A 19,254-nucleotide genomic window follows, 5' to 3' on the forward strand; every position below is an offset into this window, starting at 1 on the left:
GCCCTAAGGGACCTATCCCCAGACGTCTCAAACCTTGGTCGTAGAGAAGAGCCCGGCATGAGCGAGTCCCGTCCCGTCACCCGCGGCAAGCGCCCGACCTTCACCGACCAGGAGGCGCTGCAATTCCACCAGCAGGGCCGGCCCGGCAAGCTGGAGGTGGTGGCGACGAAGCCGATGGCGACGCAGCGCGACCTATCGCTCGCCTACTCGCCGGGCGTCGCCGTGCCGGTGCTGGCCATCGCGGAGGATCCCGCGCTCGCCTACGACTACACCGCCAAGGGCAACCTCGTGGCGGTGATCTCGAACGGCACCGCCATCCTGGGCCTGGGAAACCGCGGCGCGCTCGCCTCGAAGCCGGTGATGGAGGGCAAGGCGGTCCTGTTCAAGCGCTTCGCCGACATCGATTCCTTCGACCTCGAGGTCGGGACCGAGGATGCCGAGGCGTTCATCAACTGCGTGCGCTATCTCGGGCCCACCTTCGGCGGCATCAACCTGGAGGACATCAAGGCCCCCGAGTGCTTCATCATCGAGGAGCGCCTGCGGGAATTGATGGACATCCCGGTCTTCCACGACGACCAGCACGGCACCGCGATCATCTCGGCGGCGGGCATCATCAACGCCCTGCACCTCACGGGCCGCGACATTTCCGAGGCGCGCCTCGTCGTCAACGGTGCGGGGGCGGCGGGCATCGCCTGCATCGAACTCGTCAAGGCGCTCGGCTTCCGCTCCGAGAACGTGATCCTGTGCGACACCAAGGGCGTGGTGTTCCAGGGCCGCACCGAGGGCATGAACCAGTGGAAGTCCGCCCACGCGGTCGCGACCGCGAAGCGCACCCTCGAAGAGGCGATGGAGGGCGCCGACATCGTGTTCGGCCTCTCGGTCAAGGGCGCCTTCACCCCTGAGATGATCGCCTCGATGGCGCCGCAGCCGATCATCTTCGCGATGGCGAACCCGAACCCCGAGATCACCCCCGAGGAGGTGGCCCAGGTCCGCGACGACGCCATCGTGGCGACCGGGCGCTCGGACTATCCGAACCAGGTCAACAACGTTCTGGGCTTCCCCTACATCTTCCGCGGCGCGCTCGACGTGCACGCCACCACGATCAACATGGAGATGAAGATCGCGGCGGCCGAGGCGCTGGCGGCGCTCGCCCGCGAGGACGTGCCGGACGAGGTGGCGGCGGCCTACCAGGGCGCGCGGCCCCGCTTCGGGCGCGAATACATCATCCCGGTGCCGTTCGATCCGCGCCTCATCTTCACCATCCCGCCGGCGGTGGCCAAGGCGGCGATGGAGACCGGCGTCGCCCGCAAGCCCATCGACAACATGGACCGCTACCGGGCCCAGCTCTCGGCCCGGCGCGATCCCGTCGCCGGCACGCTCAACCGGGTGTTCGAGCGGGTGCGCAAGTACCCGAAGCGCGTCGTCTTCGCCGAGGGCGAGGAGGAGGTGGTGATCCGCGCCGCGATCTCCTTCGTCAACCAGGGCCTCGGCACCGCGATCCTGGTCGGGCGCGAGGACCGGGTGATGGCCAATGCCGAGGCCGCCGGCATCGATCTGGCCGGCCGCGACAACATCGAGATCCACAACGCCGCGAAGTCGCACCGCAACAGCGTCTACGCGCAGTTCCTCTACGCCCGGATGCAGCGCAAGGGCTTCCTGTTCCGCGATTGCCAGCGCCTGATCAACCAGGACCGCAACCACTTCGCGGCGTCGATGGTGGCGCTCGGCGACGCCGACGCGATGGTGACCGGCACCACCCGCAACTACTCGATCGCCCTCGAGGACGTGCGCCGGGTCATCGACCACAAGCCCGGCCACCGGGTGATCGGCGTCTCGCTCTGCCTCGCCCGCGGCCGGGTGGTGCTGGTGGCGGACACCGCGATCCACGAGATGCCGAGCGCCGAGGAACTCGCCGGCATCGCCATCGAGGCGGCCGGCGTCGCGCGGCGCCTCGGCTACGAGCCGCGGGTGGCGCTCCTCTCGTTCTCGACCTTCGGCTTCCCCAAGGCCGAGCGCGCCGAGAAGGTCCAGGAAGCGGTGCGGATCCTCGACGGGATGCGGGTCGATTTCGAGTATGACGGCGAGATGGCGGCCGACGTCGCGCTCAACAGGGACCTGCTCGCCCAGTACCCGTTCAGCCGCCTCAAGCAGCCGGCCAACGTCCTGGTGATGCCGGCCTTCCACTCGGCCTCGATCTCCACCAAGATGTTGCAGGAACTCGGCGGCGCCCAGGTTCTCGGGCCGCTGATCGTCGGCCTCGACAAGGCGGTGCAGATCGTACCGCTCGGGGCGACCGATTCCGACCTCGTCAACATGGCGGCGCTCGCCGCCTACAACATCGGCGGCTGATCGGCGGCCTTCGGGGTCGGCCTCGCCGGCCCCGCCCGTCCGCGACCTCAGGGCGAGGTCGCGGGTAGGGCCGGCTCCGCCGATCCGCCATGGTCCCGGGTCGCGGCCTCCTCCCGCGCCCGGTCCCTCGCCAGCTCCTCCGGCACCAGCGTCGCCGCATCCTGCCGCGCCGCCAGGGCCGCGAGCCCGACCGGACGATACGCCCAGGCATCGACCCCGACGTCGCAGGAGCGGGTGGTGTCGGGCAGGGTGCCGTGGGTGTGGCCGTAGAGGTGGCGGGTGCCGCGCCACAGGCCGGGCCAGGCCCGGTGGGCGTAATGGGCCAGGAACAGCCGCCACTCGCGGCCGTCCTCCCGCAGGGTGACCCGCGCGCTCTCGACCGGCGGATCGGCCCAGGGCAGGTCGAGGACGCGGTTGCTGTCGTGGTTGCCGCGCACCAGGCGCTTGACGCCGTTCAATCGTGAGAAGATCGCCGCGCAATGCTCGCGCCCGGCATGGGCCGCGAAGTCGCCGACATGCCAGACCTCGTCCTGCGGGCCGATCACGGCGTTCCAGTTCGCCACCAGGGTCTCGTCATGCGCCTCCAGCGAGGCGAACAGGCGGCCGCGCTGGCGCAGGATGTGGGCATCGCCGAAATGCGTGTCGGCGGTGAAGAAGACGGCCATGCGCACCCGGATCGAGCGTGACGGATGCGGAATCACATGGGGCGACGCGCGACGGCGGCACGGGACGGATCGCCGCGCCGCCCGTCCCGTGCCGCGGGACCCTTGAGCCGCGGGACGGGCGACACGCACCGATCCCACCATCCTCCGCATCATCCCGTGCTTCGCTCGCGCGGCCCGGGATGATGCCGAGTGTCAGGATAACCGGCGAATCGCGTTCCGCCGGCCGGTCCTCAGTAGCTCCGCCCCGCGCCGTAGCCGTAGCCGTCGCGCGGGCGCACGCGGGCGCCGTAATCGACGTCGCGCTGGGAGCGGCGCTTGGCGAGGGCCCGGCCGGCGAGGCAGCCCGCCACGGCGCCGACCACGCCGCGCTCGGCGAGGTAGTGACCGGCGATGCCGCCGATGATCGCGCCCTTGATGCAGCCCTTAGCCTCCGCCGCACCGACGCCCATCAGGGTCATCGCCACCACGACCGCCGCCTTCGCCACGTTCCGCATGATGCTCCTCCGCTCTGCGAACGATTCAACAGCCAGGCTCGGAGAGCGTTCCGCCGCGGCAGCCGCGAAGGGGCGAACGGGCTTGCCGATGCGGTGGCCGTCAATGATTCTTTACCCATAAGCTGCTAGGACGGCGACGCTGATCCCCCGAGGTGCCATGTCCGGACCAGGCAGCCAGGAAGCAGGCTCCGAGAGATCGCCCGCAGGCGGCGGCCCGGTCTTGCGCGCCTCGATCCGGCGCGACCAGCTCGAGGCCGTGCGCCTGAGCGTGCAGCAGGCCATCCCCGTCAACGCGATCCTCGGCGCCACCGGCGCCCTGGTCGCCGCCCAGGCCGGACAGTGGCGGGCGGGTCTCGCCTGGTTCGCGGTCTCCTCGGTCGTCAACCTGACCCGGATCGGCCTGTGCCGCGCGCCCTGCGCCGGCCTGTCCACCTCCGAGGCGTCGTCGCCCGACGCGGTCCGGGACGGCGCCCGGTCGGTCGATCGCCACCTGCGCCTCGCCACCCTGGCGGCGCTCCTGTCGGGCGTGGTCTGGTCCCTGGTGGCGCTTCTGTGCGGCGGCTACACCGCGCCGCAGACCCTGTTCTACCTCATCGTGACCTGCGGCATCACCGCGGGCTCGGTCACCCACGGCATCGCCTTCGCCGCCATCCCGGCCGCGTTCATCGCGCCGCCGCTCCTGACCGCGGCGGGCTGCCTCGCCTGGTCGGGCGGGTTCGACCGCACCTGCCTCGCCGTCACGGTGCTGCTCTACCTCGCCGCCCTGCTGCGGGCCACCGTCGAGACCGAGCGTGGCTTCCGCCGCACCTCGCGGCTGAAGAACGAGGCGACCGCGCTCGCGCGGGCCCGCCAGGAAGCCCACGAACAGGCTTCGGCACTCGCCGACGAGATGCGCCGCCGCGCCACCCACGACGCGCTGACCGGGCTGATGAACCGGGCCGGCTTCGCGCATGGCGCGGAGGAGCGGATCGCGCAGCCCGGACCCGCCGCCTGCCTGATGCTGCTCGATCTCGACGGCTTCAAGTCGGTCAACGACGTCTACGGTCATTCGACCGGCGACCGGGTGCTGGTCGAGGTGGCGCGGCGCCTGCGCCGGACCCTGCCGCCCGGGGCGCTGGCGGCCCGGTTCGGCGGCGACGAGTTCGCGGTCCTGTACGATCCGCCCTGCGACCTGCCGCCCGCGGACCTGGCCGCTTCCCTGATCGCCGCGGTCGTCGAGCCGTTCGAGAGCTTCGATGCCGGGCGCCTCGGGATCAGCATCGGCCTGTGCCACGCCCACGGGCCCAGCCTGACCCAGATGCTGAGCTGCGCCGACGAGGCGCTCTACGCCGCCAAGGCCGCCGGGCGGAACCGCTTCCGGATCTTCGACGAGACCTTGCGCGGACGCCTGGAGATGCGGCGCGACAGCGAGCGCGACCTCTCGCACGCGCTGGCCGAGAATGGGCTTGCCGAGAACGGGCTCTCGGTCTGGTTCCAGCCGATCTTCGGCGACGGCGGCCGCCGCATCGCCGGCCTCGAAGCCCTGGTGCGCTGGCATCACCCGGTCCACGGCTGGATCCCGCCCGGCGAGATCGTCGCCGCCGCCGCCCGGGCCGGGCTGACCGAGTCGCTCCTGCGCTTCATCCTGGAGCAGGTCTGCCGCGCGCTCCTCACCTTGCGCGCCGGCGGCGCGACCGACATCCGGGTGGCGATGAACGTCTCGCCGCGGGAGATGGCGCAGGTGCCGGTCGACGAGATCGTGCTCGGGCGCCTGCGGGCGCTGGGCCTGCCGCCCGCGCTCCTCGAGATCGAGATCACCGAGGAGACCGCCCTCGACATCGAGACGGTGCAGGACAAGCTGCTCGCCCTCTCCCGCGCCGGGATCGGGGTGGCGCTCGACGATTTCGGCATCGGCTACTCGTCGCTGGCCTCGCTGCGCCAGCTGAGGGCGGGGCGGGTCAAGATCGACCGCAGCCTGGTCACCGGCCTGTCCACCTCGGACGACAAGCGCGGTCTGGTCCAGGCGGTGCTCGGCCTCGGCCGGGCCCTCGGCCTCGAAGTGGTGGCCGAGGGCGTCGAGACCGCCGAGGACGTGGCGGCCCTGCACGCGCTCGGCTGCCCGTTCCTGCAGGGCTACCATCTCGGCCGGCCGGCCCCCGCCGAGCAGGCGCTCCGGCGGGTCCTGGCCTGCCGCCCGGACGCGGCCTGACCCCGGCCACCCCTTTTCGGATGAAGGGCCCGGGGGTGACCGGTGAGCCCGTCTCCGATAATCCGCCGCACAGCCCCCCCCGCCCACGAGACGCCGGATCATGTTCCCGAAGCCCCACGCCGCGCTCACCCCCAACACCTTCGCGTTCGAGAGCCTGCCGCTCGTCGCACCGACCGGCTTTCGCGAGTACGATGCCCGCTGGCTGTTCCCGAAGGACCTCAACCTGATGGGCGTCCAGGCGCTGGGCTTGGGGCTCGGCACCCTGGTCCACGAACTCGGCGTGCGGCCCGACATCGTCACCGGCCACGATTTCCGCGCCTACTCGGCCTCGATCAAGCTGGCGCTGATCGCCGGCATGCAGGCCGCCGGCCTGCGGGTGAAGGATATCGGCCTCTGCCTGTCGCCGATGGCCTATTTCGGCCAGTTCGCCCTCGATTGCCCCTGCGTGGCGATGGTCACCGCCTCGCATAACGACAACGGCTGGACCGGCGTGAAGATGGGCGCCGAGCGGCCGATGACCTTCGGCCCGGCCGAGATGGGGCGCCTCAAGGAGATCGTGCTCGCGGGCGCCTTCCAGTACCGCGACGGCGGCAGCTATCGGTTCGTGCCGGATTTCGCCGCGACCTACCTCGACGACCTCGTCTCGCGCGCCCGTCCGCTGACCCGCAAGCTCAAGGTCGTCGCCGCCTGCGGCAACGGCACGGCGGGCGCCTTCGCGCCTCAGCTGCTGGAGCGCCTCGGCTGCGAGGTGGTGCCGCTCGACGTCGAGGCCGACGCCACCTTCCCGCGCTACAACCCGAATCCCGAGGACATGGCGATGCTCCACGCCATCGCCGACACCGTGAAGGCGACGGGCGCCGATGTGGGCCTGGGCTTCGACGGCGACGGCGACCGCTGCGGCGTGGTCGACGAGCAGGGCCACGAGATCTTCGCCGACAAGGTCGGGGTGATGCTCGCCCGCGACCTCTCGCTCCAGCACCCGAAGGCCCGCTTCGTCGTCGACGTGAAGTCCACGGGCCTGTTCGCCTCCGACCCGGAGCTGCAGGCCCGCGGCGTCGAGACCGATTACTGGAAGACCGGCCATTCCTACATCAAGCGCCGGGTCAACGAGCTGAATGCGCTCGCCGGCTTCGAGAAGTCGGGCCACTTCTTCTTCAACGCGCCGGTCGGCCGCGGCTACGACGACGGGCTCCTGACGGCGATCGCGGTGATCGAGATGCTCGACCGCAATCCGGGCAAGAGCCTGTCGCAGCTCTACGCGGCGCTGCCCACCACCTTCGGCTCGCCGACGATGTCGCCGCACTGCGCCGACGAGGAGAAGTACGGCGTGGTCGAGCGGGTGACCACGCGCTTCCGCGAGATGCACGAGCGCGGCGAGACCTTGGGCGGGGCGGCGATCACCGGTCTCGTCACGGTGAACGGCGTGCGGGTCTCGACCGAGGACGGCACCTGGGGCCTGGTGCGGGCCTCCTCGAACAAGCCGGAACTGGTGGTGGTGGTCGAGAGCCCGGTGTCGCGGGCCCGCCTGGAGGAGATGTTCCGGGCGGTCGACGGAGTTCTGCGGGAGAACCCGCAGGTCGGGGCGTACAACCAGACGATCTGACAAGTCTTCCTCGGCTGAAAGCCTGTCCAGCTCTCATCCCGGAGCGCGGCGCAGCCGAGAGCCCGGGATCCATAGCCGCCGACGTTCGAGAATGAAGCGGGTCGCATCCCGCCTCACCCTGCATCGTCGGCTTTCATGGATCCCGGGTTCCGCTCGGCGGCCCCGGGATGACCCGGAGGGTCGACATTCCGTCGAGCCGATATCGAATGAACCCCGCTCTCAGGACGCTTCCCCGCCGCGGCCGATCGGCTTAGGTCTCTCTCCGTGCCGCGCATCCGCCGAACGGGCGCCGGCCGGGAGGAGATCTCACCCCATGCAGCCGATTCTCGACGCCTACGACGCCCGCGCCATCCTGCCGGAGGATGGCTGTGCCGGGGCGCTGGCCGGCCGGATCTGGCGGCCGGAGCTGAACGGGCCGAGCGTCGTGGCTTTGCGCGAGGGCCGCGGTGGAACGCCGGAACTCGTCGACATCACCGGCGCCTTCCCGACGATCCGCGACCTGTGCGAGGCGCCCGATCCCGCCGCCGCCCTGCGCCAGGCTGCGGGCGAGGCGGTCGGGCCCCTCGACGCGGTGCTCGCCAACACGCCCCCGGACACCCGCGACGCTTCCAGGCCCTGGCTCCTCGCACCCGTCGACCTCCAGGCGGTCAAGGCCGCCGGCGTCACCTTCGCGGTCTCGATGCTGGAGCGGGTGATCGAGGAGCGGGCGCGCGGCAACCCGGACGCCGCGGCGGCGATCCGCCTCGAGGTCGGGCGCCTCGTCGGCGACGACCTGCGCCGCCTCAAGCCCGGCTCGCCCGAGGCGATGTCCCTGAAGGCGGTGCTGGTCGCGCAAGGCGCGTGGAGCCAGTACCTCGAGGTCGGCATCGGCCCCGATGCCGAGATCTTCACCAAGGCGCAGCCGCTCTCCTCCGTCGGCTGCGGCCAGGAGGCCGGCCTGCATCCGGGCTCGCAATGGAACAACCCGGAGCCCGAGGTGGCCCTGGTGGTGGCCTCCGACCAGCGCATCGTCGGGGCGACGCTCGGCAACGACGTCAACCTGCGCGACTTCGAGGGCCGCTCGGCCCTGCTCCTCGGCAAGGCCAAGGACAACGCGGCCTCCTGCGCGCTCGGGCCGTTCCTGCGCCTGTTCGACGACGGCTTCTCCCTCGACCACGTGCGCCGCACCGTGGTGAGCCTGGAGGTGACCGGCGAGGACGGATTCCGGCTGGCGGGCACCTCGGCCCTCTCGGAGATCAGCCGCGACCCGGCCGACCTCGTCGAGGCGATGATGGGCGGCACGCACCAGTATCCGGACGGCGCGGTGCTGTTCCTCGGCACGATGTTCGCGCCGGTCGAGGACCGGGGCGCGCCGGGCCAGGGCTTCACCCACAAGGTCGGCGACCGGGTGGTGATCCGCAGCCCGGGGCTCGGGGCGCTGGTCAATCGCATGCGCCACTGCCAGGATTGCGAGCCCTGGACCTTCGGGGCGGCGGCGCTGATGCGCAACCTCGCGGCCCGCGGGCTGCTCAAGGGCTGAGAAGCCGGTCACGACGCCTCGATCCGTGACAATACCGTCACGGAAAACGTGGACCCCTCTCCCGGACGAGCAGGGCCGGTTGCCAGGAGTATAGCAATGGCTATACCTGGCGTCCGGAACGAGACGGGGGCGTGGCATGCGGCGGACGGGCGGAGCGGGATTCGGGGTGGCGTTCGGCCTCTGCGCCGGACTGGCGGCGGCGGCCGACCTGAAGCCCCCCGCCCCCGTTCCGGCCGGCCCCGGCTACGTCGACTGGTCCGGCCCCTATCTCGGGATCGAGGGCAGCGCCGGCGCGTCCTTCGGCAATTACCGCTTCGGGCCGAGCACCGTCGGCGGCGAGGCGATCCCGGCCTTCCAGAGCGGCGATTCGACGAGACGCTCGGATGCCGGCCGCACCGCCACCACGGCGGTCGGCGGGCTGTTCGGCGGCTATAACTGGCAGACGGGCCCGTATCTCTACGGCCTGGAGGCCGACCTCATCGGCGCCAACCTGAAGCGGCCGGTCCCCTCGAACGCGATCGGCTTCGGCTACGAGGGCGTCGATCCGCCCTTCAGCGTGATCCGCGGCAAGACCGACCTCTACGGCGCCGTCCGCGGCCGCCTCGGCTACGCGTTCGAGACCTATCTCGTCTACGGCACCTTCGGGCTCGCCGGGGCGAATGCCCGGGTGCTCGCGACCTATCCGGATCTCGCCTCCGGCGCGGTGGCGACAGCGAGGCGCGACCTGTCGTTCCTCGGCTTCACCCTCGGGGCCGGCGTGCAATACGCCATCACGCCGAACCTCGCGCTCGGCCTCGATTACCGCTACGTCGATCTCGGCCGCTCCGGCCGCTTCCCCCTCGGGGCCGTGCCGGGCCTCGGCCCGGTCACGACGGAGGCCGCGTTCACGTCGCACCAGATGATGGCGCGGCTGTCCTGGTACCCCTACGGCCTGAAGCTGCCGGCCGAGGCGGCCGAGGACGCGCCGGGGAGCCGCGACACCGGCCGGTACTCGTTCCACGGCCAGACCACCTTCGTCAGCCAGGGCGTGCCCGGCTTCCGCGCGCCCTATCGCGGCGAGAACAGCCTGGTGCCGCGCCAGGCCCAGTCCACCACCACCGCGACCCTGTTCCTCGGCGTGAAGCTGACCGACAGCACCGAACTCTACTACAACCCGGAATTCTCTCAAGGATTCGGCCTGTCGCGGACGCTCGGCGTCGCCGGCTTCGTCAACGGCGAGGCGCAGAAGGCCGGCGCGCCGTTCCCGAAGCTGCGCTCCAACCGCTACTTCATCCGCCAGACCTTCGGCCTCGGCGGCGCCACCGAGGACGTGCCGGACGGCGTCAACCAGGTGGCGATGACCCGCGACGTCGAGCGGATCTCGGTCGTGGCCGGCAAGTTCGCGCTGGGCGACTTCTTCGACGGCAACGTCTACGCCCACGACCCCCGGGTCGACTTCATGAACTGGTCGATTTGGGGCTCCTCGGCCTGGGATTTCCCAGCCAACCTCCCGGGATTCACGCAAGGCGTGATGGTCGAGTACAACCGGCCGGACTTCGCCATCCGGGCCGCCTACACCCAGGTGCCGAAGGAACCGTCGAGCGACGTGCTCGACCCGCGGGTCTTCCAGCGCGCCGGCACCAACATCGAGTTCGAGGAGCGCCACGTCCTGCCGGGCCTCGACCAGCCGGGTAAGCTGCGCATCGGCCTGTTCAGCAATGTCGGCAACACCGCCAGTTACCGCCAGGTCGTCGCCCTGACGCAGTCGGGGATCTACGACGACATCAACGACGCCGCGTCCGCGACGCGCCGGCCCCGGCGCAAGACCGGCGCCTACATCAACCTGGAACAGGCGCTGACGCCGGATCTCGGCCTGTTCGCCCGGGCCAGCATCTCGGACGGCCGCAACGAGAGCCTGTCCTTCACCGACGTCGATCGCAGCCTCTCGGGCGGTCTCTCGCTCAAGGGCACCGCCTGGGAGCGGCCGAGCGACACGGTCGGCATCGGCGCGGCGATCAATGGCCTGTCGCCGTCCCACCGCGCCTTCTTCGCCAACGGGGGCTTGGGCCTGCTGATCGGCGACGGGCGGCTGAACTATGCCCCCGAGCGCGCCGTCGAGACCTATTACGCGCTCAGCCTGACCAAGGCGGTGACGGTGTCGTTCAACTACCAGTTGGTGGTCAACCCGGCCTATAACCGCGACCGGGGCCCGGCGAACTTCTTCGGCACGCGCCTCCACGCCGATTTCTGAAGTCGGCCGCGCTCGGGCCGTCTACGCCTTACAGTCGATCATCCTCGGGTGGTGTGCCGTTTCTGCCTGTTGCCGCGCGGTTGCCGTCCCGTGTCCGAGGCGGACGGGTGCCGCGGATGACGACAAGTCGCGAGCCTCCTCTCGCAAGCGGCAGAGGCGTCGGGATGCGGATGGAGCGGCGGCGCAGGAAGACCGGACTGCGTCGCGTCCGGCTGGACGGACGCGGCTCGGCTCGCACCCACCACCCTCTCACCCCAACCCTTCTCCCGCCCGGACGAGATCAGGCGCGCGTTGTTTTCGGGGCCGGACAGAAGATCCGCGAAGATCCTCCACTCATCCACACGGAATTCGAAGATGCTTCGATCGGCCCCGTCGACGAAGCGGCGGCGCCCATGACGTCGGCCAGAGCACTTCTACTGAACAAGTTACGGATTATGGCTGTGCTGTCGCCAGGCGACGGCCTTCCTACACTGGGCCCGCAATCGGCTGAACGGACGCGAGCACGAGGCCGCCGGAGGACGGGATCGGATCCGCCTCCCGGCGCGCATGCCGACGGCCGCTTGCAGATCGAGACGGCATGTCCCGACGGGACGGAGGGCTCATCATGCAAGTCGGCACGGATCGGCAACCGGTCCATTCGTCCTATCGCCCGGACATCGACGGCCTGCGCGCCGTCGCCGTCCTGGCGGTCATCCTGTATCATGTCGGGCTCGACGGGATGCCGGGCGGTTTCATCGGGGTCGACGTGTTCTTCGTCATCTCGGGCTACGTCATCACCCGCGGCCTGCTGCGGGAGGCCGATCGCGGCGGCATCGACCTCGCGGCCTTCTACGCCCGCCGGATCAGGCGCATCCTGCCGGCCCTGCTGGCGACCCTCGCGGTCACCTCGCTCGCCGCGTACTGGCTGCTGCTGCCGCCGCAATTCGAGGATTACGCAGCCAGCGCCGCCGCCTCCGCCCTGTCGGTGGCGAACCTCTATTTCTGGCGCTCGTCGGGCTATTTCGACGCGGCGGCGCTCTACCGCCCGCTCCTGCACACCTGGTCGCTCTCGGTCGAGGAGCAGTTCTATCTCCTGCTGCCGGTGTCGCTGCTGCTGGCCCTGAGGCTGCGGCTGCGGCCGCTCTGGCTGCCCGTCGCGGCCGTCGCCCTCGCCTCCTTCGGCCTCAGCCTCTATGCCGGCCGCTTCGCACCGACGGCGAATTTCTACCTGCTGCCGACCCGGGCTTGGGAACTCCTCACCGGCACCCTGCTGGCGATGGCACCGCGCGGCGCGGCAGGAGCGCTGCCGCTCGTCCTGCGCCAGGCCGGCGGCCTTGCCGGGCTCGGCTGCATCGCGGTGCCGGCGCTCCTCTACAGCGAGGCGACGCCCTTCCCCGGTGCCGGCGCCGTGCCGCCCTGCCTCGGTGCCGCCCTGCTGATCGGCCTCGGCGAGGCCCGGGAGCGGGACGTCGCCACCCGCCTGCTGGCGGCCGGCCCCCTCGTGGTGATCGGGCTGATCTCCTACTCGGCCTATCTTGTGCACTGGCCGCTGATCGTGCTCGGACGGATCGCCCTGATGCGGGATTTCGACGGGGCCGAGACGGTCGCGGTGATCGCCGCCACCCTGGTCCTGGCCGCCCTCTCCACCCGGTTCGTCGAGCGCCCGTTCCGGCGCCCGTCGCCGGGGGCGCCGCTGCGCCCGGTCCTCGCCGCGGGCCTCCTCGCCACGCTCGCCACGGCGGGGCTCGGCTGGGCGGGGGCGGCGAGCGGCGGCCTGCCCGGCCGCTTCCCCGATTTCCACCTCCGGCCGATCCCCGGCACCGAGACCTGGAACCACCGCACCTGCTTCCTGTTCGCCGACCAGACCTGGCAGGCCTGGGACCAGGCCGCCTGCACCCGGACCGGGGGCAAGGACGGGCTGATCCTGCTCTGGGGCGACAGCTTCGCGGCCCATTACGTGCCCGGACTGATCCGGCACGGCGACCGGCTGCCGGGCAACCTCCTCCAGTACACGGCGGCGGGATGCCGGCCGGACCTCGGCGTGACCTCGCACGTCGTCCCGCATTGCCACGCCTTCAACGAGAACGCCCTCGCGCTGATCCGCCGGCTCGGGATCCGCGACGTGGTGCTGGCGGCGCGCTGGGGGGCGCAGCGCGACCGCGCGGTCGCCGACGGGCTGCACGAGACCGTCGCGCGGGTGACCGCGCTCGGGGCCCGCGTCCACGTCATCGGGCAATCGCCGGAATTCCCGCTCGATCCCGCCATCCTGGCCTATCGCCAGCGCCACGCCCCGCCGGGTGAAGCCGGCCGGTGGCACCCGGTCGCGGATCGGGGCCTCAACCGGACCCTGCGGGCGGCCCTGCCCGCGCCTGCGACCTTCATCGACCCGGGCGCGGCCCTGTGCGACGGCGGCTCCTGCCCCTACGCGCACGGCGAGACCCTCCTGTACGGCGACAGCGGCCACTTCTCGTCCGCCGGGGCGACCTACGCGGTCGGGCGGTTCCTGGAGACCGAGATGTTCGCCCCCGGCCGCGCGGCCGCGGCAGTGCCGTGAGACGCAATCCGATCGATCGCCCCAGGCGATCCCGTCGGATCGCTTTCGCGAAGCGGATGTCCGCGTCGCCCGCGCATGGGGAGCCCTGCGTCGGTTGCGCGCGGGGCGGCGGCGCGACGGCCTGACACCTGCGGTGGCGATCGGTATAGCCTCCCTGCCGAACGACACGCCGCCCCGATGCAGGCGGCGGCAGGACGGAGACGCCCGAATGACCGAGACCGACGCCCTCCGGCACCCCGAGATCCGCGAGGAGGTCGCCAAGCTCTGCGCCCGCTTCCCCGACGAGTATTGGCGCCGGCTCGACGCGGACCGCGCCTATCCGACGGAGTTCGTGAACGCGCTCACCGAATCCGGCTACCTGTCGGTGCTGATCCCCGAGGAATACGGCGGCTCCGGCCTGCCGCTCTCGGCGGCGGCCGCGATCCTCGAGGAGGTGCAGCGCTCCGGCTGCAACGGCGCCGCCTGCCACGCCCAGATGTACACGATGGGCACGGTGCTGCGGCACGGCACGCCGGCCCAGAAGGAGCGCTACCTGCCGGAGATCGCCGCCGGCCGCCTGCGGCTCCAGGCCTTCGGCGTCACCGAGCCGACGAGCGGCACCGACACCACGGCGCTCCGCACCACGGCGCGCCGCGAGGGCGACCGGTTCATCGTCAACGGCCAGAAGATCTGGACCAGCCGGGCCGAGCATTCCGACCTGATGCTGCTGCTTGCCCGCACCACGCCCCGCGACCAGGTGGCGAAGAAGACCGACGGGCTCTCCACCTTCATCGTCGACATGCGCACGGTGCTGGGCCGCGGCCTGACCATCCGGCCGATCCGCACGATGATGAACCACAATTCCTGCGAGGTGTTCTTCGACAACATGGAGGTGCCGGCCGAGAACCTGGTCGGCGAGGAGGGCAAGGGCTTCCGCTACATCCTGTCGGGCATGAATGCCGAGCGGCTGCTGATCGCCGCCGAGTGCATCGGCGACGCGAAGTGGTTCATTGCCAAGGCGTCGTCCTACGCCCGCGAGCGTCAGGTGTTCGGCCGGCCGATCGGCCAGAACCAGGGTATCCAGTTCCCGATCGCCAAGGCCTACGCCAACATGCGCGCCGCCGAGCTGATGGTGCAGGAGGGGTTGCGCCTCTACGAGGCCGGCGCCAATCCGGGCGCCGAGGCCAACATGGCCAAGATGCTCGCCGCCGACGCCTCGTTCGAGGCGGCCAATGCCTGCATCCAGACCTTCGGCGGCTTCGGCTTCGCGGAGGAGTACGACGTCGAGCGCAAGTTCCGCGAGACCCGGCTCTACCAGGTGGCGCCGATCTCGACGAACCTGATCCTGTCCTACATCGCCGAGCACGTGCTCGGCATGCCGCGCTCGTACTGATCGCCGAGTCCGCCCCTGGCGCCGGATCCGCGATCCGTCCATAGGGGCGGTCATGACCTGTGATCGAGTGACCCGCGATCTCGCCCCACTGCTGTTCCTGCCCGGGCTCCTCAACGACGCGGTCCTGTGGCGCGCCCCGATCGACGCGCTCGCCGACCGGGCGGCCGCGTCGGTGGCGGACCTCACCCTCGACGACAGCATCGCCGCGATGGCGCGCCGCGCGCTCGTCGCGGCGCCGCCGCGCTTCGGCCTCGTCGCCCTGTCGATGGGCGGCTACGTCGCCTTCGAGATCCTGCGCCAGGCGCCCGAGCGGGTGACCCGCCTCGCCCTGTTCGACACCGCCGCCTCGCCCGAGACCGACGCGCGCGCCGCGACCCGCCGCCAGGGCATGGACCAGCTCAAGGTCGGGCGCTTCGCCGGTGTCACGACCCGCCTGCTGCCGACGCTCGTCCACGCCTCGCACGTGCACGGGCCGGTGGGCGAGGCGGTGAAGGCCATGGCCGAGCGGGTCGGCGGCGGCGCCTTCCTGCGCCAGCAGCGCGCCATCCTCGACCGGCCCGACAGCCGGCCGACGCTGCGCGACATCCGGGTGCCGACCCTGGTGGCGGTAGGGGCCGACGACCGGCTGACGCCGCCGGCTTTCGCCCGCGAGATCCACCAGGGCATCGCCGGCTCGCGCCTGGAGGTGCTGCCGGAATGCGGCCACCTGCCGCCGCTCGAGCGGCCGGAGGAGACCGGCGCGCTGCTGCGGGACTGGCTGGCGGCGTGAGGCGTCAGGTCAGCATCGGCACGAGATCGGGATCGCCCTTCGCCATGGCACGGCGATAGGCCGGGCGCTCCCCGATGCGCTGCAGGTAGGCGCGGATGTTCGGATAGGGCGCGAGATCGATCGGCTGAAACAGCCGCATCGTGGTGAGCGAGAACACGCTCATGATGTCGGCCGCGGTGAAGTCCTCGCCCGCGAGGTAGGGCACCGCAGCGAGCCGCGCCTCGACCAGCGCCATCACCCGGTCGAGCCGCCCCTGCACCGCCGCCTGCACCGGATGGTTGGGCCCCAAGCCGACGCGCCCCACCATCATCAGCCGCCCGACGACCGGCTGCAGGTTCCCGTTGGCGAAGTGGAACCAGTACAGATAATCGGCATAGGCGGGATGCTCCGGCCCGAGCCGCAGGCGGCCGCCCCCGTGCTTGACGATGACGTATTCGACGATCGCGGCCGATTCCGCCAGCACCACCCCGTCATCCTCGAGGACCGGCGCCGCGCCCAGCGGGTGCAGCGCCCGCAATTCCGGCGGTGCCAGGATCGTCACCGGGTCGCGCCGGTAGCGGACGAGGTCGTAGGGCACCCCGAGTTCCTCGCACAGCCAGAGGATGCGCTCGGATTGCGAATGGCCGAGGTGGTGGATCGTCAGCACTGGCGCTCTCCCGTCACGATGGCTGGCTGCCGGCAAGCACCGGGACCATCCAGCCCGGCGCATGATCGCTCACCGGTTCCCCGCCGCCGGCCCGCCCGCCGTGCCGCCGGAGCCGGGCGGGCCCGCGGTCGGACTGCCGCCGATCCAGACGCCCGGATTGGTGCCGGGCACGGACGTGCTGCTCGGGTTGCCCGGCAGGTTCTGCGTCGGGCGCGAGGCCGGCGGCTTCGTCCCGGTGCCCGGACCGGGCGCGCCGACGGCATCGCTCGGCGGCGGCACCCGGGCGGTCTGGGCGGTGGCTGCGGCGGTCAGGCCGAGGGTAAGGGCGAGCGCGAGGGCGGGTCTGATCATCGGCTTGTCCGTGAGGAAGCGGTGACGCATCAACATCGGGGCGGCACTCGGGTTCGCCGATCCGGGCAGAAACCGTCCTGCCCGGCTTCCTCGACGTGACATCGGCTTCCCTGCGCGTGACAATCCAGGATAGGTGGGCGGTCGGCCCAGCTTCGCCTTGAAGCCGCACAATGTCTTTTCATAATATTTATAAAAGCAATAAAACGAAAATTCCCAGATCACCGAAATTCTATACTGGCCTGTTCTTATGCGTATTTTAAATATTGAACACCGTCTTATGCGCTGCGCAGGCACTCTCGACGCGATCTGACCCGAAGTGACCTCTCGCCCCGCTTCAATTACCGATTGAAGTCATGATGAATCTCCTTGAATCGATCGGCGTATCGCCATTCCTGACAAACATCGCTTGGCTGCCAGCCTACGCCCTCTTCGTTCCTGCGATGTTGATGATTCTCCATGCCATGGGATATGGCATTGGATCGATTGCAAGACTTGTCTTCCGGCAACACCGTCGCCCGATCGAGCGGCACGGTTCGCCCTGAACACCGGATTGCGTGTCACGCCCTGCCTTCCGCCACGTCCCGCATCAGCCCCGGCACCTCCCCGGCCAGCTCCCGTGCCAGGAAGCCGATCGGCCCGCAGGATTGCGCCAGCCGCCGCCCCGCCTCGCCGTGCAGGAACACGCCCCAGGCCGCAGCCTCGGCGGGCTTCGTGCCGCGGGCGAGCAGCCCGACGATGATCCCGGCCAGCACGTCGCCCGAGCCCGAGGTGGCGAGGCCGGCGCCGCCGCCGGCGTAATGCCAGGTCTCGCCGGCGGGATCGACGATCCAGGTCTCCGCCCCCTTCATCACCACCACGGCACCCAGCCGCTCGGCGGCCTGCCGGCCGGCGCCGAGGGGATCGGCCTCGACGGCCTCGCGCTCGCAGCCGAGGCAGCGCGCCATCTCGCCGGCATGGGGCGTGAGCACCACCCGGCCGGCGCGCGCCCGCACCGTCCCGGCGATCTCGCACAACCCGTCGATGCTCGCCGCGTCGAGCAGGAAGGGCGCTGTGGCCGGTCCGGCCAGGAGCGCGGCGGTGAGCGCCTTGGTCGGCTCGCCCGACGTCATGCCGGCGCCGACCAGCACCGCGGCGGCCCGCTCGGTGCGCGGCAGCAGCACCTCGGCGGCGACCGCGTGATCGACGTGGCCGCCCTCGCCTTCCGGCAGCCGCACCACCAGGGCCTCGGGGACCGCAAGGGCCGCGTGCGGCGCGGTGCTGGCGGCGATCGACATCTGCAGCTTGCCGGCGCCGGCCCGCAACGCCGCAGTGCCGGCGAGGATCGCGGCGCCCGGCACCTCGACCGACCCGGCGATGACGAGGGCGCTGCCCCGCGCCTCCTTGCTGCCGCCGGACGCATCCGGCAGGGGCAGGCCGCGCAGGGTCCCGGCGGTGATCGGCCTGATCGTCGCGTCCTGGGTCATCGGGCGGCTCCCGTGGCGTCGGGCTCGACCGTCACCGGGGCGCCGGCCCGGGTCAGCGGCGCGACGAAATTGTAGCGCTGCAGCACCAGCTTGCCGCTGCTGCCGCGGCGGGGATCGAAGGCGTACTCGGTCACCGCGCAATTGGCGACGTCGCCTTCCCGGTCGATGGCCAGGATCTCGTCCTCGGTCATGCCCTCGATCAGGTAGCGCAGGCACAGGACCACGACCTGGTGCCCGACCACCAGCACGCGCCGGCCGCCGTAATGCAGCGAGACGGTGTCGAGGGCGCTGCGCAGGCGCAGGATCACGTCGCACCAGCTCTCGCCGCCCGGCGGCCGGTGGTAGAACTTGCCGAGCAGGCGCCGCAACTCGGCCTGGTCGGGATGGAGCTGGGTGATGCCCTCGCGGGTGAGCCGGTCGAGGATGCCGAACTCCTTCTCGCGCAGGCGCTCGTCGGCGACGTAATCGAGCAGCGGGTCGGCGACGCCGCCGGTCTCGCGGATCAGCCGTGCGGTGGATTCGGCCCGGCGATAGGGCGAGGTCAGCACCACGTCGGGCCGCTCGGAGGCCGGCTTCTCCGCGAACCACCGTCCGACCGCCGCGGCCTGCCGCTCGCCCAGCGGGCTCAACGGCACGTCGACGTCGCGCTCGGCGATGTCGATATGGGTGTGCCCCGCCGCCTGGGCGGCGTCGCGGGCGACGTTGCCGGCGCTCTCGCCGTGCCGCACGATCCAGATCCGGTCCGGCCAGCGCTGTTGCATCGGTTCCCCCCGTCTGTCGACGGGGAGCTAGAGCGTCTTCCGACGAAGTGGATACCGGTTCGTCGCAGAAAATGCGGCGCCATCCAAGATCGAGAGCAGCGTTCGACTGGAACGCAATCGGGCGCTGCTTTGACGGAGGCGGGACGCGCAGCAGGCGCGCAGGTCGTGCGGCGTTCGGTGCCGGCGAAGCGGTGCGCGAGCCTGCGGCCGCGTCGCTCCGGCTGGCCAAGCTCTTGCAAGCCCCGAAAATCCACCGGCGGCCCGGTTCCGGTCGCGCCGGAAATCTGTGAGAACGATCGGCAGCCGGCGAG

The 19,254-nt window shown here is 71.2% G+C and carries 15 protein-coding genes; 9 read left to right on the forward strand and 6 right to left on the reverse strand.

What is annotated here, in order from left to right; genetic code table 11:
- Nucleotides 1–57: 57 nt before the first annotated feature.
- On the forward strand, nucleotides 58–2,349 hold the full coding sequence (locus G4G93_RS16675) for an NADP-dependent malic enzyme (protein ID WP_165085647.1): 2,292 nt from the start codon (nucleotides 58–60) through the stop codon (nucleotides 2,347–2,349).
- Nucleotides 2,350–2,396: 47 nt separating this feature from the next.
- Here the strand turns inward: G4G93_RS16675 and G4G93_RS16680 are convergent, their stop codons facing one another.
- Nucleotides 2,397–3,014, reverse strand: a complete 618-nt coding sequence (locus tag G4G93_RS16680; RefSeq protein WP_246736818.1) for a metallophosphoesterase — start codon at nucleotides 3,012–3,014, stop codon at nucleotides 2,397–2,399.
- Nucleotides 3,015–3,244: 230 nt separating this feature from the next.
- Entirely contained in the window at nucleotides 3,245–3,508 is a 264-nt protein-coding gene (locus tag G4G93_RS16685; RefSeq protein ID WP_165085649.1) for a hypothetical protein, read from the reverse strand.
- A gap of 157 nt (nucleotides 3,509–3,665) precedes the next feature.
- Here G4G93_RS16685 and G4G93_RS16690 point away from each other — a divergent pair, with 157 nt between their 5' ends.
- The 7 genes from G4G93_RS16690 (at nucleotide 3,666) to G4G93_RS16720 (ending at nucleotide 15,722) form a co-directional block, all read left to right on the forward strand.
- Nucleotides 3,666–5,696, forward strand: coding sequence for a bifunctional diguanylate cyclase/phosphodiesterase (locus G4G93_RS16690; RefSeq protein ID WP_165085651.1), 2,031 nt, complete (start codon nucleotides 3,666–3,668; stop codon nucleotides 5,694–5,696).
- Between the two features lie 100 nt (nucleotides 5,697–5,796).
- On the forward strand, nucleotides 5,797–7,299 hold the full coding sequence (locus G4G93_RS16695) for a phosphomannomutase/phosphoglucomutase (RefSeq protein ID WP_165085652.1): 1,503 nt from the start codon (nucleotides 5,797–5,799) through the stop codon (nucleotides 7,297–7,299).
- Between the two features lie 313 nt (nucleotides 7,300–7,612).
- On the forward strand, nucleotides 7,613–8,818 hold the full coding sequence (locus G4G93_RS16700; protein ID WP_165085654.1) for a fumarylacetoacetate hydrolase family protein: 1,206 nt from the start codon (nucleotides 7,613–7,615) through the stop codon (nucleotides 8,816–8,818).
- Nucleotides 8,819–8,954: 136 nt separating this feature from the next.
- A complete protein-coding gene (locus G4G93_RS16705) occupies nucleotides 8,955–11,048 on the forward strand; it encodes a carbohydrate porin (RefSeq protein WP_165085655.1) in 2,094 nt (697 codons plus the stop codon).
- A gap of 604 nt (nucleotides 11,049–11,652) precedes the next feature.
- Nucleotides 11,653–13,581, forward strand: coding sequence for an acyltransferase family protein (locus G4G93_RS16710; RefSeq protein WP_165085657.1), 1,929 nt, complete (start codon nucleotides 11,653–11,655; stop codon nucleotides 13,579–13,581).
- 208 nt (nucleotides 13,582–13,789) lie between these two features.
- A complete protein-coding gene (locus G4G93_RS16715) occupies nucleotides 13,790–14,953 on the forward strand; it encodes an acyl-CoA dehydrogenase family protein (protein ID WP_165085659.1) in 1,164 nt (387 codons plus the stop codon).
- A gap of 52 nt (nucleotides 14,954–15,005) precedes the next feature.
- Complete coding sequence (locus tag G4G93_RS16720) at nucleotides 15,006–15,722, forward strand: alpha/beta fold hydrolase (RefSeq protein ID WP_165085660.1); 717 nt, start codon at nucleotides 15,006–15,008, stop codon at nucleotides 15,720–15,722.
- A gap of 4 nt (nucleotides 15,723–15,726) precedes the next feature.
- Here the strand turns inward: G4G93_RS16720 and G4G93_RS16725 are convergent, their stop codons facing one another.
- Both G4G93_RS16725 and G4G93_RS16730 read right to left on the reverse strand, forming a co-directional pair.
- Nucleotides 15,727–16,368 (reverse strand): glutathione S-transferase family protein, encoded by a 642-nt coding sequence (locus tag G4G93_RS16725; protein WP_165085662.1) that lies wholly within the window; start codon nucleotides 16,366–16,368, stop codon nucleotides 15,727–15,729.
- A 69-nt stretch (nucleotides 16,369–16,437) separates the two neighbouring features.
- Nucleotides 16,438–16,719, reverse strand: coding sequence for a hypothetical protein (locus tag G4G93_RS16730; protein ID WP_165085664.1), 282 nt, complete (start codon nucleotides 16,717–16,719; stop codon nucleotides 16,438–16,440).
- Nucleotides 16,720–17,072: 353 nt separating this feature from the next.
- Here G4G93_RS16730 and G4G93_RS16735 point away from each other — a divergent pair, with 353 nt between their 5' ends.
- On the forward strand, nucleotides 17,073–17,261 hold the full coding sequence (locus G4G93_RS16735; RefSeq protein ID WP_165085666.1) for a hypothetical protein: 189 nt from the start codon (nucleotides 17,073–17,075) through the stop codon (nucleotides 17,259–17,261).
- Nucleotides 17,262–17,276: 15 nt separating this feature from the next.
- Here the strand turns inward: G4G93_RS16735 and G4G93_RS16740 are convergent, their stop codons facing one another.
- Entirely contained in the window at nucleotides 17,277–18,182 is a 906-nt protein-coding gene (locus G4G93_RS16740; protein WP_165085667.1) for an NAD(P)H-hydrate dehydratase, read from the reverse strand.
- Entirely contained in the window at nucleotides 18,179–18,943 is a 765-nt protein-coding gene (locus tag G4G93_RS16745) for a histidine phosphatase family protein (protein WP_165085669.1), read from the reverse strand. The genes G4G93_RS16740 and G4G93_RS16745 overlap by 4 nt, the downstream gene beginning before the upstream one ends.
- Nucleotides 18,944–19,254: the final 311 nt, after the last annotated feature.

Source organism: Methylobacterium sp. DB0501, assembly GCF_011043735.1.
In the GTDB taxonomy this organism is placed as follows: Bacteria; Pseudomonadota; Alphaproteobacteria; order Rhizobiales; family Beijerinckiaceae; genus Methylobacterium; species Methylobacterium alsaeris.